The organism is Thermostilla marina, assembly GCF_054657455.1.
In genome coordinates, this window is the sequence record NZ_BAAHYR010000001.1 from 3,451,836 (window position 1) to 3,468,300 (window position 16,465).

The 16,465-nt window shown below is 59.3% G+C and carries 13 protein-coding genes; 10 read left to right on the top strand and 3 right to left on the bottom strand.

The window, feature by feature from the left end; translation table 11 throughout:
- Nucleotides 1–208 precede the first annotated feature (208 nt).
- Nucleotides 209–1,309, bottom strand: a complete 1,101-nt coding sequence (locus tag ACYQ2I_RS12625; RefSeq protein ID WP_460167376.1) for a Gfo/Idh/MocA family protein — start codon at nt 1,307–1,309, stop codon at nt 209–211.
- 727 nt (nt 1,310–2,036) lie between these two features.
- On the opposite strand from ACYQ2I_RS12625, the gene ACYQ2I_RS12630 reads away from it, so the two are divergent.
- From ACYQ2I_RS12630 to ACYQ2I_RS12650, 5 genes are all read left to right on the top strand, one after another.
- Entirely contained in the window at nt 2,037–3,914 is a 1,878-nt protein-coding gene (locus ACYQ2I_RS12630; protein WP_460167377.1) for a DUF4914 family protein, read from the top strand.
- A gap of 154 nt (nt 3,915–4,068) precedes the next feature.
- Nucleotides 4,069–5,475 carry a Gfo/Idh/MocA family protein gene (locus ACYQ2I_RS12635; protein WP_460167378.1) on the top strand — a complete coding sequence of 469 codons (1,407 nt, stop codon included), beginning with the start codon at nt 4,069–4,071 and terminating at the stop codon, nt 5,473–5,475.
- Nucleotides 5,476–5,527: 52 nt separating this feature from the next.
- Nucleotides 5,528–6,640, top strand: coding sequence for an HD domain-containing protein (locus ACYQ2I_RS12640; RefSeq protein WP_460167379.1), 1,113 nt, complete (start codon nt 5,528–5,530; stop codon nt 6,638–6,640).
- Between the two features lie 145 nt (nt 6,641–6,785).
- A complete protein-coding gene (locus ACYQ2I_RS12645; protein ID WP_460167380.1) occupies nt 6,786–7,118 on the top strand; it encodes a HesB/IscA family protein in 333 nt (110 codons plus the stop codon).
- 258 nt (nt 7,119–7,376) lie between these two features.
- Nucleotides 7,377–8,579, top strand: a complete 1,203-nt coding sequence (locus ACYQ2I_RS12650) for a NupC/NupG family nucleoside CNT transporter (RefSeq protein WP_460167381.1) — start codon at nt 7,377–7,379, stop codon at nt 8,577–8,579.
- Between the two features lie 60 nt (nt 8,580–8,639).
- Here ACYQ2I_RS12650 and ACYQ2I_RS12655 read toward each other — a convergent pair whose 3' ends face one another.
- The gene (locus ACYQ2I_RS12655) at nt 8,640–9,629 is read right to left on the bottom strand and encodes an ATP-dependent 6-phosphofructokinase (protein WP_460167382.1); all 990 of its coding nucleotides are present in this window, start codon (nt 9,627–9,629) and stop codon (nt 8,640–8,642) included.
- Nucleotides 9,630–9,871: 242 nt separating this feature from the next.
- Nucleotides 9,872–10,819, bottom strand: a complete 948-nt coding sequence (locus tag ACYQ2I_RS12660) for a carbohydrate kinase family protein (protein ID WP_460167383.1) — start codon at nt 10,817–10,819, stop codon at nt 9,872–9,874.
- A 294-nt stretch (nt 10,820–11,113) separates the two neighbouring features.
- Here ACYQ2I_RS12660 and ACYQ2I_RS12665 point away from each other — a divergent pair, with 294 nt between their 5' ends.
- From ACYQ2I_RS12665 to ACYQ2I_RS12685, 5 genes are all read left to right on the top strand, one after another.
- Nucleotides 11,114–12,409 (top strand): Gfo/Idh/MocA family protein, encoded by a 1,296-nt coding sequence (locus tag ACYQ2I_RS12665; RefSeq protein ID WP_460167384.1) that lies wholly within the window; start codon nt 11,114–11,116, stop codon nt 12,407–12,409.
- Nucleotides 12,410–12,819: 410 nt separating this feature from the next.
- Complete coding sequence (locus ACYQ2I_RS12670) at nt 12,820–14,016, top strand: uroporphyrinogen decarboxylase family protein (RefSeq protein ID WP_460167385.1); 1,197 nt, start codon at nt 12,820–12,822, stop codon at nt 14,014–14,016.
- A gap of 88 nt (nt 14,017–14,104) precedes the next feature.
- Nucleotides 14,105–14,284, top strand: coding sequence for a hypothetical protein (locus ACYQ2I_RS12675; RefSeq protein ID WP_460167386.1), 180 nt, complete (start codon nt 14,105–14,107; stop codon nt 14,282–14,284).
- 143 nt (nt 14,285–14,427) lie between these two features.
- Nucleotides 14,428–15,078: a cobalamin B12-binding domain-containing protein gene (locus tag ACYQ2I_RS12680; protein ID WP_460167387.1), complete on the top strand. Its 651-nt coding sequence runs from the start codon at nt 14,428–14,430 to the stop codon at nt 15,076–15,078.
- 250 nt (nt 15,079–15,328) lie between these two features.
- Nucleotides 15,329–16,348 carry a DUF1573 domain-containing protein gene (locus ACYQ2I_RS12685; protein WP_460167388.1) on the top strand — a complete coding sequence of 340 codons (1,020 nt, stop codon included), beginning with the start codon at nt 15,329–15,331 and terminating at the stop codon, nt 16,346–16,348.
- The last annotated feature ends 117 nt before the right edge of the window (nt 16,349–16,465 follow it).

The following is a 16,465-nucleotide window of genomic DNA, read 5'->3' on the forward strand; positions in this document are numbered from 1 at the left end:
GGATTCTCCACCTTGCCGACCCGGTGGAATACGCCGGCAGCGACGTTTGCCCATCACGCAGACCGGCCGGAAATCGCCATCGTATGAATTGGTATTCTAGCGCGGGGTCAAATAAAGGGACAGCCCCAATCCCATGCGACGGTGAGATCGGGGCTGCTTTCGCGTGTTCCGTACAATCAGGGCCGATTTCTCAGCGGGGACCGCGGCTTCATTTGCGCAAGTTCGCCACGCCGATCTCGCGAGCTTTCAGTTGCGGATCGGCAGGCAGCGGCAATTGCACGCGGCTCCCCGTTTCGGCCGCCTGGTAGACCGCCAAGATAATCTCGACCGAGCGTCGCCCCTCCGGCCCGTCGATCAACGGTTTTCGACCGGTTCGAATGGCGTCGATGACGTCGGCGAATTGGCGGGCGTGGCCGTGATGCCCGATCGCGGCAGGATCCGACGCCCCGCCCCCGCCGCTTTTCTTTTCGGCCATGGCTTGCTTGACGGCGGCATCCTCATCGGTTTCCTCGGCAAAGTCCCATTTGATGATGTCTTCTTCTTCCATCACGGCCGAGCCCTTCGTCCCGTGCAACTCGATGCGTTTCAAGTAGCCGGGATACGCGGCGGTGGTGGCCTCAATCACGCCGACCGCCCCGTTCTTGAACCGCAACAACGCCAAAGCGACGTCTTCCACCTCGATTCGCTCATGGGCCAACAGGGCCGTCTCGGCTTGAATCTCGACGACCTCGCCCATCAACCATGCCAATAGATCGACGCTATGAATCGACTGGTTCATCAGGGCACCGCCGCCGTCGAGCGCCCAGGTTCCACGCCACGCCCCGCTGTCATAGTATTCTTGCGTGCGCCACCACTTTACAAAGGCGTCGCCGATGGTCAGCCGCCCAAATTTGCCCGATTCGACCGCCCGCTTCAAAAGCTGACTCGATTCGTGAAAGCGGGACGGAAAGATCGTCGAAAGAACGACTCCGCTTTCGCGGCAGGCATCGATGATCGCATCGCATTTCTCGAGTGTGATTTCCAACGGTTTTTCGACGATCACATGTTTACCGGCCTTGGCTGCGGCGACGGCCGGTTCCATGTGCGCTCCGCTGGGGGTCGCGATTGTGACGACATCGACCTTCGGATCGGCGAGCATCTTCTCCAGATCGTCGTAAGGTGTGCATCCGAATTCGGCCGCCAGCTTTTCGGCCGATTCCTTGCGCACGTCGAAACAGGCGACCAGTTCCGCGTCTTCGACGTCGGCGATCGCCTTCGCGTGAAACTTGGAAATCAGGCCGCATCCCACGATTCCAAAACCGTACGCCATCGTGTGTTTTCTCCTTAATTGAAGCCCTTAGAACCGAGCGTTCTTGGATGTCGACTCGCTGTGCCGCAAACGTGCGTTCCCTCCCGTGTCGGTCTATCAATATACGGGCGTCCCCATCACGACAAAAGATCTTACTGCGAGTTGAAAACACAATTTTCGCCGATAAGACACAGCGGCCCCTCGGATCCACACGGAGGTGCCGGTTGTGTGCCAAAACGGAGACTGAAACCAAGCATTTCCCCGTCGGCTGGTCCTCAGTCTGCGCGCAATCGACAATCAACACCGGTTCGCGCTGCAACCGGCCTCGCTTGTGAAACAAAGCGAGCAAAACAGTCGAGGAACAGGTTGCTTTGTGTCCACGATACGCTGTCCGTTCCCCCTGCGGCGACCGCGGCGAACTGTCGATTCGCTCCCCCGAATATTTCGGCATTCCCCGCAAAACGCCTCGCGCCCACGACGGGGCAAATCGGCGCAACCCACTTGCAAAAAGCAACTTACAACGTTCCACGAGAATCCTCGCGAACCTGACCGGAACAGCGAACCTCCTTCTCGTGGTCCTTCCAGAAAGGGCGAGCACTGCCGAAATTTCCGGTCATATGGTAGGATTACGAAGCTAGCTTGATAAGAAATAGGGCCGCAAGTGCCGACGCATTGATTCCCAACCGGCATTAGCCCCGCGATTTCAAATCACCCAACGATCACGCGACCAACGACGAAAAGGAGTCCTATGCCGTTCTTCACGCTTCCCCACGAACTGCCGAGCGATCTGGAACATATCTTGAAAGTCGCTTCGACGGTCCACTTTTTCGACTCGACTGAAAAGATGCTCGAAAAGGCGTGCGGCACGAAGGAGAACGACTTTTTCGAGGTCGCCTACGATTTGCCGAACGGCGAGCGCGTCGTCGAAGCGACGGTCGCACGTGTCCGCAACGGAATCGTCGTGAATTATCCCGACCCGTACATGCGACGGCGAGATCCGAACTGCATGCTTATCGCCGACGACAAACCGACCGACAAACCGCGATTCCAAGAGCGTTTCGGCAAGCCTTTCGACGAGCTGCGGCAGGCGACTTTGGATTGGCTCAGCGAACAAGAGTTGGCCGTCTTTGCCTTTCGTACCGGCCGCATGGGTATGGGTGAAGATGCGACGGCGGTTTGCCCGGCCAACGCCGCGTTTTTCGCGCTCGGCTTGGCAATGCTGCAAGGGATCATTCCGTACTCCGAGGTGCCGGAGAACTTCAACCCCCGCACGATTCTGTATGTCGCCCCGCCGTTTCGGCATATCGTCTTCGGTGGCAAGCAGGCGGTCGTGCACAACAGAACGGACGACGTCCACGAAATTTTTGCATACAACTTGTATCCCGGTCCGAGCGCCAAGAAGGGCATCTACGGCTCATTGTTGCGATTGGGAATCGAGCAAGGCTGGATCACCACGCACTGCTCGGCGGTGCGGGTCATCACCCCTTACGACAACGTGACGACCTTCATGCACGAAGGCGCCAGCGGCGGGGGCAAGAGCGAAATGCTCGAGCAGCCGCACCGTATGGCCGACGGGCGCATGTTGTTGGGGCAAAACATTGTCACCGGCGAACGACGGTACGTCGAAATTCCGCGGTTGTGCGAACTAGAGCCGGTGTGTGACGACATGGCGTTGTGCCATCCGTCGATTCAGAAACCCGATACCGGCAAGCTGCGATTGACCGATGCCGAATCGGGCTGGTTCATTCGCGTCAATCATATCACCGAGTACGGCACCGATCCCACCCTGGAAAAACTCACGGCGGCGCCTCCCGAACCGTTGGTCTTCTTGAACATCGACGCACCGCCCAACGGGCGAGCCTTGATTTGGGAGCACATCGAAGACAGTCCCGGCGTGCGATGCCCCAACCCGCGAGTCATCATTCCGCGGCGTATCGTCGAACATATCGTCGATGAACCGGTCACGATCGATGTGCGCAGTTTCGGTGTGCGGACCCCTCCGTGCACGCGTCAAGATCCGACATACGGCATCATCGGCTTGATACACATTCTGCCGCCGGCTTTGGCTTGGTTGTGGCGGCTGGTTTCTCCCCGAGGCTACGCCAATCCCAGCATCGTGGATTCGAAGAAGATGAGCAGCGAGGGCGTCGGCAGTTATTGGCCGTTCGCCACCGACCAGATGTTGCCGCATGCCGATTTGTTGTTGAAACAGATCGAATCGACGCCGAAAACGCGGTATATCCTCGTTCCCAACCAGCACATCGGCGCATGGAAAGTGGGGTTCATGCCGCAGTGGCTTGCCCGCGATTACCTTGCCCGCCGCGGTTCCGCTCGCTTCAAACCCGATCAGATCGTCCCGTCACGGTGCCCGCTATTGGGATATTCGCCCCGATCGATGCGGATCGAAGGCTCCCGTGTCACATCGTGGTTTCTTCAAGTCGATACGCAACCGGAAGTCGGTGAAGACGGCTACGACCGTGGAGCAGCCGTTTTGCGAGATTTCTTCCACCAAGAACTCAAGCGGTACCTTGCCCCCGGCTTATCGGCATTGGGGCGACGAATCATCGAGTGCTGTCTCGACGACGGGGACGTTGAGGACTTTGCCGCGTTGATTCCCGCGGAATGACCCTTTCGGCCGTCACGGGCTCGGCCGGCGGAAAAAACTGAAGGGCGACTTGCAATCGCGCGCAGTCGGAGGGTACGCTCGACGTCGATTACCTTGTTTTTCGGCGCGTTGCGTGCCGCTCGATTTTCGCCCCAGCTGCGCACGAGGATAGATCATGCAATCACCCTATCGCCGTTTCGTCATGCGACGACGTCGCTTGTTGCAGGCCGGTGCTGCTGCCGCCGTTTTGCTGCCGCACCGCGGTTTGTTTGCCTCTCAATCACCGAATGAACGACCGCGATTGGGTCTTGTCGGTTGCGGAAGCCGATGGGGATGGCAGTTGGCCAACGGGCGCCCTTACGGCGTCGGCCCCGAATTTGCGAAGTTGGGCGACTACGTGGCGGTCTGTGATGTCGACAGCGTTCGGGTCGACGCCGCCAAGAAACTGGTCGAGCAGTGGAACGGCCACGTCCCCGACGGCTATTCCGACTACCGGCGCGTGCTGGAACGAGACGACATCGACATCGTTTTGGTGTTCACGCCTGATCACTGGCACGTCAAGGTCGCCGTCGAAGCAATGCTGGCAGGAAAAGACGTGTACAGCGAAAAGCCGCTCACGCTCACCATAGGCGAGGGCAAGCTCATCACAAACGTCGTGCGCAAGACAAAACGCATCCTGCAAGTCGGCACGCAACAGCGCAGCGACCGCAAATTCGTGACGGCCGTGGCCATGGCACACACCGGCCGATTGGGAACGTTGAAGCGGCTTACATGCGGCATCGGCGGCGCGCCGACGAGCCCCGAGATTCCGGCAGTCGATCCCCCTGCTACACTCGATTGGAACACCTGGCTTGGCCCGACTCCCGAAGTCCCTTATCGCTATCTCGCCGGCGCCCGCAACGAAACGGGGGCCTGGAGCAACAACCATTACGAATTTCGCTGGTGGTACCAGTTTTCGGGCGGCAAACTCACCGACTGGGGAGCCCACCATGTCGATATCGCCACGTGGGTAATGAACAAGACGAATACCGGACCGATCCTTGTCGAGCCGCTCGAGGTGGAACACCCCGTCCCGTTCAAGGATGGTCATCCCACGGTTCCCGACCGATACAACACGGCCACACGGTTCAAGATTCGCGTTCTGTACGAAGACGACACGGAGCTGTTCATCGAAAGCCACCAGCGAAACGGCGTCTTGATCGAAGGAACGAACGGCCGAATCTTCGTCAATCGCGGAAGTCTCCAGGGCGAACCGGTCGACGCATTGGCCGATGATCCGCTGCCCGAAGACGCGTTCCGTAAGGCATACAAAGACCGTGAACTCCTCGACCAAAATGCCACGTCGGCCTCGACGGCACACGTGCGAAGCTTTTTCGAGGCGGTGCGAGAGCGCAAAGAACCGATCTCCGACGTTTTCAGCCACCACAGAGCCCTGACCACGTGCCACTTGGCCGGCATCGCGGCGCGATTGAACCGTGCCGTCCGCTGGGATCCCGTCGCCGAAACGATCGTCGGCGACGACCAAGCAGCCTCTTTCCTCGATCGCGAAAAACGGAAACAATTCGAAATCGATATGGGGTGATCGTCACGGCGTTTTCTGGCAACGCCGGCCGCGCGTAGAACGGAGTCCCGTGATGGCAGCCGACAAGATTCGCCGCCGGATCGCCTGGGAAGCCGCTCGGTTGATGTACAACCGGGAAGAAACCGAGTACATCCGCGCCAAGCGCAAAGCCGCAAGGTTGCTCGGCCACGGTCATCTGCGAACCGCAAGCTTGCCCAGCAATCGAGAGATTCGCGAGCAACTCAACGCGCTTGCCCGGCAGTTCGAAGGCTCGGCCCGGATCGAACAGCTTGCCGACATGCGACGTGAAGCACTGGCGATGATGAAGACCCTTGCGGCGTTTCATCCAAAGCTGATCGGCAGCGTGCTCACCGGCCACATCCGGCGCGATTCCGACATCGACCTTCACGTGTTCTCCGACAGCGTCGACCGAGTGGCCGCGTGCCTCGATGCGGAGGGAATCCCCTACTCGATCGAGCGGAAGCGGGTCGTCAAACACGGCCAGGAACAGACCTTCACGCACATTCACGTGATCGGCCGATTTCGCTTTGAACTGACTGTCTATCCGGCCGACAAGGTCAAGTTTCCCTTTCGCTGTTCCATCACCGGCAAGCGCATGGAACGCGCCGACATCACCGCCCTCGAGGCGCTCGTCGCGCGAGAACATCCCGACGGGGCTGGGAGTGAGTCGGCTCAACTGAGTGAATGCCGTTCGGACCGCTTTCAAGTGTACGAGAGCCTCTTGCTGCCGTTGGAAAACGTGCGTGAAAGCCCCGAACATCATCCCGAAGGCGACGCGCTCTTTCACAGTCTCCAAGTTTTCGAACTTGCCCGCGAAGAACTTCCGTACGATGAGGAGTTTCTTTTGGCGGCCTTGCTGCATGATGTCGGAAAGGCGATCGACCCCGGCGACCACGTACATGCGGGCCTGGAGGCATTGGAGGGATACATCTCCGATCGTACGGCGTGGTTGATCGAGCACCACATGGAGGCCCAGTCGCTATTGAACAACACCGCAGGTGTCCGCCTGCGACGGCGGCTCAGCGAACATGCCGACTACGACGTGCTGCTCGTTTTGGCCGAATGCGACCGGCAAGGCCGTAAATGGGGAGTTCGGGTGTGCGACCTCGACGAGGCCCTGGACTATCTCCGGCAATTGGACGAGGATTTCGGGGATTCGTGGTGAAAACCGGACGGATCACGGGCCGTTCGGCGAATTACCGACTTGGCGATCGCACCGCCGATGCGTACGATAGCTTTAGAGATCTGAACGTGCGGGCTTCTTAGACAAACAACCGTCCTTTTTCATTGCGTCGGGAGGTTTTTGGTCGATGGCAATCGAACTCACACCGGTCGCGGCTTCGGAAGTCAAACGGATCCGCGAAGAACAGAAGTTGGATCCGGACATGCACCTGCGAATCGGTATCGGCGGTGGAGGCTGTTCCGGCCTTCAATACGCCTTGGGATTCGACGATCAATTCGATCCCACGATCGATGCCGCATACGAAGTCAACGGCGTCAAGATCGTCACCCGTAAGAAGTACGCCTTACACCTCGATGGAACGATCATCGACTTCCAAGACGGACCGATGGGACGGGGTTTCGCCATCAACAACCCCAATTATCCGCGCGGCGGCGGTTGTCCCGGTTGCGGCGGTCATTGATATTTCCCCAAATCGATTGACGCTATTGAGCCCAAAGCCCGGTCGGAACGTCTCCAGCCGGGCTTTTTTCTTGTCGTGGTGTTCCGACCGATTCCGCATCGACCGAATCTTTCCCTGTACGGCCAACTTGTCGAAACGAATCGGTTGAGCTATCCTACCCCCCGAATGTGTAGCGCATCTACCTGAACCGCCCTCCCGCGGTCTCTCTGCGTCTCTTTATCGAACCGAATTGTCCACCCGACGAAGGAGCCTGATTCGATGCCGCGCGTGGCCGGTGCGTTGGGATTGTTTGTGATGCTGTTCGTCGCCTGGTTGATGTCGGAACGCAGACGCCGCATGCACTGGCGGTTGATTCTGTCGGGCCTCGCCCTTCAGTTTCTGATTGCCGTCGTCTTGCTGCGCACACCGGTGGGCGAAGGGGCGTTTATCGCCGCACGCGAAGCCATCTCGAAGCTGCAAGACTTCGTCGATGCCGGCTCGTCGTTCGTTTTCGGCGAGAACTTTCGAGAACATCTGGTGGCATTTTCGGTGCTGCCGGTGATCATTTTCGTTTCGTCGGTGAGTGCCGTTCTGTTTCATTTGGGGGTGTTGCAATTCTTAGTGAAATTGCTCGCCCGCATCATGGTGTGGGTGATGGACGTCTCGGGAGCCGAGTCACTTGCAGCCGCGGGAAACATCTATCTCGGCATGACCGAAGCCCCTTTATTGATCCGCCCCTACCTGGCTTCGATGACGCGATCTGAGCTGATGGCGATGATGACCAGCGGCATGGCCACGATCGCCGGCAGCGTGATGGCTGCTTATGTGGCCATGGGAGCCGATGCCGGGCATATCTTGGCGGCGTCCTTGATGTCGGCACCGGCGTCTCTGGTAATCGCCAAGATCATGGTGCCCGAGATTGAAGAGTCGCCTACTAAAGGCACCGTCAAGATTCAAGTTCCGCGGAGCGACGTGAACATTCTCGACGCGGCATGTCGCGGTGCCTCCGACGGGTTGAAACTGGCCCTCAATGTGGCCGCCATGTTGATCGCCTTCGTAGCGATTGTGGCGATGTTGAACTGGGGACTTTCCTGCTTCGGAGACATCGGCGGCAGCCCCTTGACGTTGGAACGCATCCTTGGCTGGGTGTTCGCCCCATTCGCGTGGCTGATGGGCGTTCCCTGGCAAGACGCCAAGACCGTCGGCATGTTGCTGGGCGAACGAACCGTTCTCAACGAGTTCATCGCCTATCAGCACATGACCGGAGTACGCGAATTGGTATCGCCCCGCTCGTACACGATCGCCACTTACGCGTTGTGCGGCTTTGCGAACTTCGGTTCGATCGCCGTGATGATCGGAGGCGTGGGCAGTCTGGAACCGAAACGGCGATTCGACTTCGCCACGCTCGGCCTGCGTTCGATGATCGGCGGCACGCTGGCCTGCTACATGACGGCCACGATCGCCGGAATCTTGATCCCGTAGCCTTCTCACCGCCGACGGCAACAAGGGCGTTGCCGAAGGATACCGCCAAGGGCATCGCGATCAACTCGCCAGCACGTGCAGCAAGCGAAGCAGATCTTCGGGCACGGCATGATGCTCGGCGAAGGCTTCTTCGAAGGGAACGAGCACCATGTCGCCGTCCCGCTCACCGGTCATGCAACCGCTCTGACCATCCAAAACAGCCTCGACGGCAAAATCGCCCATCCGGCTCGCCAGAATGCGGTCGGCGGGGACGGGTGAGCCGCCGCGCTGCAGATGGCCCAGATTGATGACGCGGGTTTCAAACGGGCACCCGGCCTCTTTCAGCCGTTCGTTGAGCACGTTCGCGCCGCCCGCTTCGTCCCCTTCGGCGACGATCATCATGATCGAATGCTTCCCGCGGGCTTTGAGCTCCTTCAGGTGATCGACGATTTCGGAGATGTTCGTCTGCGTCTCGGGAATTGCAACAGCCTCGGCACCGGCAGCCAATGCCGTGTACAAACCGATGTACCCGCTGTGGCGTCCCATCACCTCGACCAGGAACAGTCGCTCATGACTTTCGGCGGTATCGCGCAGCTTGTCGACCGCCTCGACCGCCGTATGGACGGCGGTGGCGAACCCGATCGTGTAATCCGTTCCGCACAAATCGTTATCGATCGTACCGGGACATCCGACGATTTGGCCGTCCCAAATCTTGCCCAATTCGACCGCCCCGTGGAACGTACCGTCACCGCCGATGGGAATCAGGGCGTCGATGCACCGTTTGCGGAGTATCTTCACCGCTTTTTCACGCCCTTCTTCGGTGCGGAACTCCGGGCACCGACTGCTGTGCAGGATCGTGCCTCCCAGTTTGGAAAGGCCGGACACCGATCGCAACGACATCGTGAAACTTCCGTCGATGTCGCGATAGAAGTCTTCGGCCAGCAGCCCCTTGTAGCCGCGGTAGATCCCCACGACCTCGTGGCCTTTCGACACCGCCGAACGCACAACCGCCCGCAAACACGCATTCATGCCGGGCGCATCGCCGCCGCTGCAAAACACACCGATCCGCATGACTGATCCCTCGTCTAGCGCCGGAAAGCCGTCGTTGGCGATCGGCCGCTCGGCGCGACATGTAATGGAAGCCGGAAAGTCGATTCCATCGATCGACATCGGCAGGCGGCGGGTGAAACGTGGACTCCATCTTTTCACCTCGCCCAGCCGTCACCATGCGTACAACCGGCGTCCTCGTCGCAATCGCATCGGTGAATCGGATCGAATCGGTGATCACGGCGAGCGGTTTTCCCGGCCGCGCCTCACATCCGTTCGACAAGCAAGGGATTGTTCTTCATGAAGGCTTCGGCCTCGGAACGCGTGAACACACTGTCGGTGGTTCCGATCGCCCGAACGCAACTTGCTCCCATCGCACTTCCCCAACGAAGGCATCCCGCGGGATCTTCCCCCGCCAGCAATCCGGCGATAAACCCGGCGTCGAAGGCGTCGCCCGATCCGGCTCCACCGACGAAATCCACCGGATACACCCCGCACCGCAGGCGAACATCGGGGCCTACCATGATCGTCCCCTCGCCGCCCATCGTAATGACGACGTGCCCGGCTCCCAACGCACGGAACTTTTCCGCTTGGTACAACGGATCCGAGAGGCCCGTGATGAGACGTGCCTCATCATCGTTCGGCAGAAAATAATCGACATGCGGCAACACGGCCGCCAAGCGGTCCATCAGCCGCTCGCGGTCGATCAACACGACATCCAATACGGTGATGACGCCCGCCGCACGAGCCGCTTGCAGGAGTTCGACGAGATCCTCCGTCTCCAGCGACGGCATCATCAGATATCCGCCGATGTAGAAAACCTTGGCTCCGAGCACGCGAGATCGGTCCATGTGTTCCACGGAAAAAGCCGCACTGGCGCCGGGAGTGCTGATGAATCGACGATCTTGTCCTTGCACGTTGATGATCATCGTGCTCGAAGTCCCGACCTGCGGCAATCGCCGAATTGCATCGACGGCGATTCCGTGCGCATCGAGCGAGTCGATCACGAAGCTGCCGAAGACGTCGTCCCCCACACACCCGGCCACCCCGACATCCACCCCCAACTTTGCCAAATCTACCGCGACGTTTGCCGCACAACCGCCAAGCCCGAGCTGCATGCGACGCGTCGGCACCAATTCGCCTTCCTCAGGCAGATGGTCCACCGGTTCACAGGCGATGTCCGCAAACAAGATCCCCGCACACAAGCAATCCATGGCGATCATTCCCAAGAAAAATCGTTTCCAAAATGCCGCAAACCGTGGACGACACCAGCCGCGAAATTTGCGGCGCGATCTCTGAAATGTCGATAATGATTGCGATTCCTTGCCGTCGATGATATTGTCGACAAAATGACTCGCAGAATCACTGCCGATTCGCCGGGTTCGCGTGGTTCGAATATAGCTGCTTCGCACGACCACCGCCAACAAATCGAACGAAACGCAATCCCTTCGGTTCCTTCCCTCGATCCAACCGTTTCAGTTCACCTTCCGCAAACTGAGAGGCCGATCATGCACACCACTCGCCGCCGTTTCTTGGGTACCGGGCTTGCCGCCGCAGCTTCGGTAGCGGCTTTGCCGAAAGTTCCTTCGTTTGCGACTTCGCCGAATGGTCGCCTGCAAGTCGGGTTCGTCGGTGTGGCCGGGCGCGGGGCGGCGAATCTCGGCGCAATTTCGTCCGAGCCGACGGTGGACGTCGTTGCCTTGTGCGATGTCGATGCTCGAAATCTGGAGAAGGCCGCTCAAGCCCATTCGGCGGCCCAAACGTTCCGGGACTTCCGAAAGATGCTGGAAACCCTCGGCGACAAGCTGGACGCCGTCGTCGTGAGCACCCCCGACCACACGCACGCCCCGGCTGCCGCAATGGCCATGCGGATGGGCAAGCACTGCTATTGCGAAAAGCCCCTGGCGCACGAAGTCGCCGAAGCGCGACCACTCACCGAAATCGCAGTCGAAAAAGGTGTGGTCACACAAATCGGCACGCAAATTCATGCCGGCGACAACTATCGGCGAGTCGTCGAATTGGTGAAAGCAGGCACGATCGGCAAGATCGAAGAGGTCCACGTCTGGTGTGGTGCCTCGTACGGCGGCCTAACAACGCCGACCGACACACCACCCGTTCCTGAGTATTTGGACTGGGACCTGTGGCTCGGCCCGGCTCCCTATCGGCCGTATCATCCGGCATACGTGCCGTTCAAGTGGCGTTGCTGGTACGACTTCGGTAGCGGAGCACTGGGTGATTTCTTCTGCCACTACTGCGACTTGGCCTTTTGGGCGTTGGACCTCAAGTATCCGACGCGCGTGCAGGCCGACGGCCCTGAACCGCTGCCCGATTCGACTCCGAAGGAACTGACGGTCTACTACGACTTCCCCGCTCGGGGTCAACTTCCCGCCGTCAAACTCACGTGGTACGACGGCGGACGCCGTCCTCCGATCCAGAAGGAAGCCAACCTACCGAACTTCGGCGCGGGTGTCCTTTTTGTCGGTGAATCGGGGATGCTGTTGGCCGACTACGGCAATCACGTCTTGTGGCCGCAGGAAAAGTTCGCCGACTTCCAGCCGCCCGAACCGACGATTCCCAGCTCGGTCGGCCATCACCGGGAATGGGTTCAAGGATGTCTCGAAGGAACGCCCACGACGTGCCCCTTCTCGTATTCCGGCCCCTTGTCCGAAGCAGCCTTGCTCGGATTGGCCGCCTATCGAGCACAAGAAACACTCGAATGGGATGGCCCCAACATGCGGGTAGTAAACACGACCGCCGCCGATCGTTACATCCGCAAGGAGTACCGAGAAGGCTGGACATTGTAAGCGGCAAACATCGAAGCTCGCGTCAAACGCAAACAAGGCCGTATCATTTCACAGCGTTTCAATCAGCCGGCTTTTTGGATCGGCTGGTCAATTGACACGGCAGTAGCTGTTTGCCATACTGCGCTCGCAATCGTCCCCCCGCTACGTGTTCGAGAGGCGTCTCGACCACAAGGATCGGTTTTTGCACGCCCGCAGTGGCGGCGGGCCGCTTGCAAACAGCCGAAACCGTGCGGGGAGGCGTACATCTCTCGATCGCGGCGGGCTGCCGACGACAACCATCGGATCAACCGTGGGACCGGGAATGTTGAGGGGCTCTCGATCGCACGGTATGACATGTCATTGCGAAAAGCGGCTCCCGGCTTCTTCATGCAATCCGAGCCGCTCTGTGCGACGGGAAGGAGGGGATCTGCATGCCGTCGGATACTGAAGCTCTGTATCAAGCTCGTCTCAAACGCTACGTGACCGCCATGCGGAACGAAAAGCCCGACATGGTGCCTATCCGGCCTTTCGTGGCCGAGTTCACGGCCGTGCATGCCGGGTATACGATCCAAGAGGTCACACATGATTATCGCAAGGCCCTAGAGGCTGCTCGCAAGTGTGCCGCCGACTTCGATTGGGACGCGGTCGTCGGAAATATGGTCTACGTGTGGACAGGACTCGTGCAGGCGATCGGCCTGAAATATTACGCGGTGCCGGGCGTCGGAATTCCCGGCGACGTGACCTTCCAATACCTGGAACCGCCCGACGAAGAAGCCTTCATGAAGGCGGACGAATACGACGCCTTGATCGCCGACCCGACCGGGTATCTGTTCAACGTGTGGCTGCCGCGAGTCTCGACCGAGGTCGTCCCTCCCGGAGAACCGAGCACCTTCCGCAACAACCTGTCGTTTCTCAAAGGCGGCATGGCCATGCTCGATTATTTCCGCGCTCTGGGAGAACAGGGTGAACTGCTGCGAAAGGAATGCGGCACAGTATCGGCCCTGTCGGGCATCCTTAAGGCCCCGTTCGACATTTTGGCCGATAAATTGCGGGGCTATCGTGGGTTGTGCATGGACATGTTCCGCGTTCCCGACAAGGTTCTCGCCGCGTGCGACGCGCTCGTACCTCACTTGACGCACGTGGCCCTCTCGGGAGCCGACCCGAACAAGAACGTACCGATCGGGCTGTGGATGCATCGGGCATGTGTGCCCTTCATCTCGCCCGACCAGTTCGAAAAATTCTATTGGCCCTCGCTCAAAGCCATCATCCTGGAAATCTGGAACCACGGGCATCAAGTGCTGTTCTACGCCGAAGGTGACTGGACGCCGCATCTCGAACGGATGCGTGAACTCCCCGAAGGCAGCATCATCTTCCACGCCGACAGAACCGACGTCTTCGAGGCGCACCGCGTGCTGGGGGATCGCTTCTGCATCAGCGGCGGCGTACCCAACGATCTTTTGGCCTTCGGAACACCGCAAGACGTTCGCGAGTTCTGCAAGAAAGTCATCGAGGAGGTCGCCCGCGACGGCGGCTACATCATGGATGCCAGCGCCATCATGCAAAACGATACGAAGCCCGAAAACTTGCGGGCCATGACCGAAGCGACGCGGGAATACGGTGTCTATTGACCGATCCGGCCTATCGAGGTGACACCCCAAGCCGAATCTTCAGTGTCCGAAACTTGGCAAACAACGTGAAGTGGCAGGAGCCATCGACATGAGCGAAACCAATGAACGCCCAAATATCGAGCGGAAGCCCGGCGTCTGCATTCCGTGGGAGGAACGCAAAGCGGAACTTCCCCCCATCGAAAGCGATGAGCCGTTGGTCAAACGCATTTGGGAAGAGGTCGACGAGTTCGGTTACATGTACATCTGGCAGGTTCTCCTGTCGTTCTAGCGGTTGGTTGTGCCGCCGTTCGCAATGTTCGAGAGGGGAAATCGAACAGCGCGACTCGGCACCCCGGGATTCCGACCGGCGGTATCGTCTGCCGCCGGTGATCTCCGGCTTTATCCGTTCCCATGTTCTCGGAGGGGATTCGCATGAATGAGAACATCGGCCTGGCCGAAGCGCTGGCCACGTGCAACGAAACGGCCGCCATGGAGCAGTTGCGCAAGCTGCTTGATCAAGGCGTACCCGCAGTCGAGGTGCTGCAAGAATGTAATCGCGGCATGATCGAGCTGGGCAATCGTTTCAGCGACGGCGATTGTTTTCTGCCCGACTTGATGTTCGGCGGGATCATCATGAAGAACATCATGGCCGAATTGGGGCCGAAACTGGCAGCCGAAGGCGGGGAGCAAGTCACGGCCGACCGCCCCAAGGCCGTAATCGGCACGGTTCGCCACGACGTCCATGACATCGGCAAAGACATCGTCGTCATGATGCTTACCGGAGCCGGCTTCGAGGTCGTCGACTTGGGGGTCGATGTGCCGGCCGAAAAATTCGTCGAGGCCATCCAAGCACATTCACCGGTCGTCACCGGCATGAGCTTGCTCCTCACGACCTGCTTCGAATCGGTAGTGAAAACCGTCAAGGCGATTGAAGAAGCCGGGCTGCGCGACAAGACGAAGTTGATGGTCGGCGGCGCAGCAGCCACGCAGCGGCTTGCCGAAACGGCCGGCTGCGATTTTTACGGTCCAACGGCGGTCGATGCGATGCACTACGCTGCCGAAGTGGCCGGAATCAAGAAATAGCACCGGCCTCCCACCCAACGTGCCGCACCGATGGCGGAACGGTCGCCGATCCGCCGTCGGTTTGTTTCTTGACCGGCACGACGCCGCAAGCCCGTTTGACAGCACTCTCACAGCGGAGCACAATCCCAAGATAAACAAGCGGCGTCTGTCCCTTTGCGACGGATTCGTCGGACGGTCCCTTGGGGCCTGGGTCGTCGCCGGCCGGGACATGGTATTGCTTCATTCCGCCCCGATACAAGGAGGTCTCAACATGTTCACCCGTTTTTGCCTTCTCGCCGTATTTTGCCTGTTCGGCACGCAAACGGCTTGGGCACAAGCATGGGCGGAAAAAATGTTCGACCACACGAGCCACGATTTCGGCGTGGTCGCACGCGGCGAAAAGGTGGAACACGTCTTCACCTTCCGCAATCTGTACCTGGAAGATGTCCATATCGCTTCGGTGCGAACGTCGTGCGGATGCACGCAACCGCGATACACGACCGACATTGTCAAGACGTACCAAACCGGCCAAATCATCGCGACGGTCAACACCGCTCAATTCACCGGCCGCAAAGATGCCACGTTGACCGTCACCTTCGACAAGCCCTTCCCGGCCGAGGTTCAGCTCCATACCTACGTGTATATCCGTAGTGATGTCGTTTTCGAACCGGGCACGTTACAATTCGGTACGGTTCCTCAGGGAACGCGAGTGACTCGCTCCGTGCAGATCCGCTACGCCGGCAGCCCTTCGTGGCAAATCGTATCCGCCACCGCACGAGTCCCCTACCTGCAACCAAAGCTGACGCTCAAATCACGCACAGGCGGGTCGGTTCTCTACGAACTTGAAGTGACTCTCACCGAGGATGCTCCGGCCGGCTATCTCACCGGTGCGATCGATCTGGTCACCAATGATTCCAGCACAACTGCCCGCAACCTGAGCGTGCCCGTCGAAGGAATCGTCCAAGCCGATCTGGTGGTTCGGCCCTCGGAGTTGTTGCTGGGCGAATTATGTCCCGGCGAAACAGTCCGCAAAACGCTCGTCATTCAAGCCCGACAGCCGTTTTCGATCACCCAAGTTTCGACACCGCTACCGCAATTGACGATCGTCCGCCCCGAAACGGCCAAGACCGTGCAAGTGATCCCGGTCACAGTCGCCATTCCGGACGATGCGTCTGCCGGCACCGTCGAAGGCGAAATTGAAATCCACACGACACACCCTCATCACCCGATGATCCGCATTCCGGTAGTCGGCCGAATCGGCAAAGCGGCGAACCAAGCAGAAAGCTCCTAACGGCATATTGATGACAATGTCGACTCGTATATTCGCTTTCTTAGTGCGTGCACTTTGCTTTCAGACGGCAATTCTAGCGGTCGTAGGGGGATAGCATTTGCCCCAATCCCACAGCCG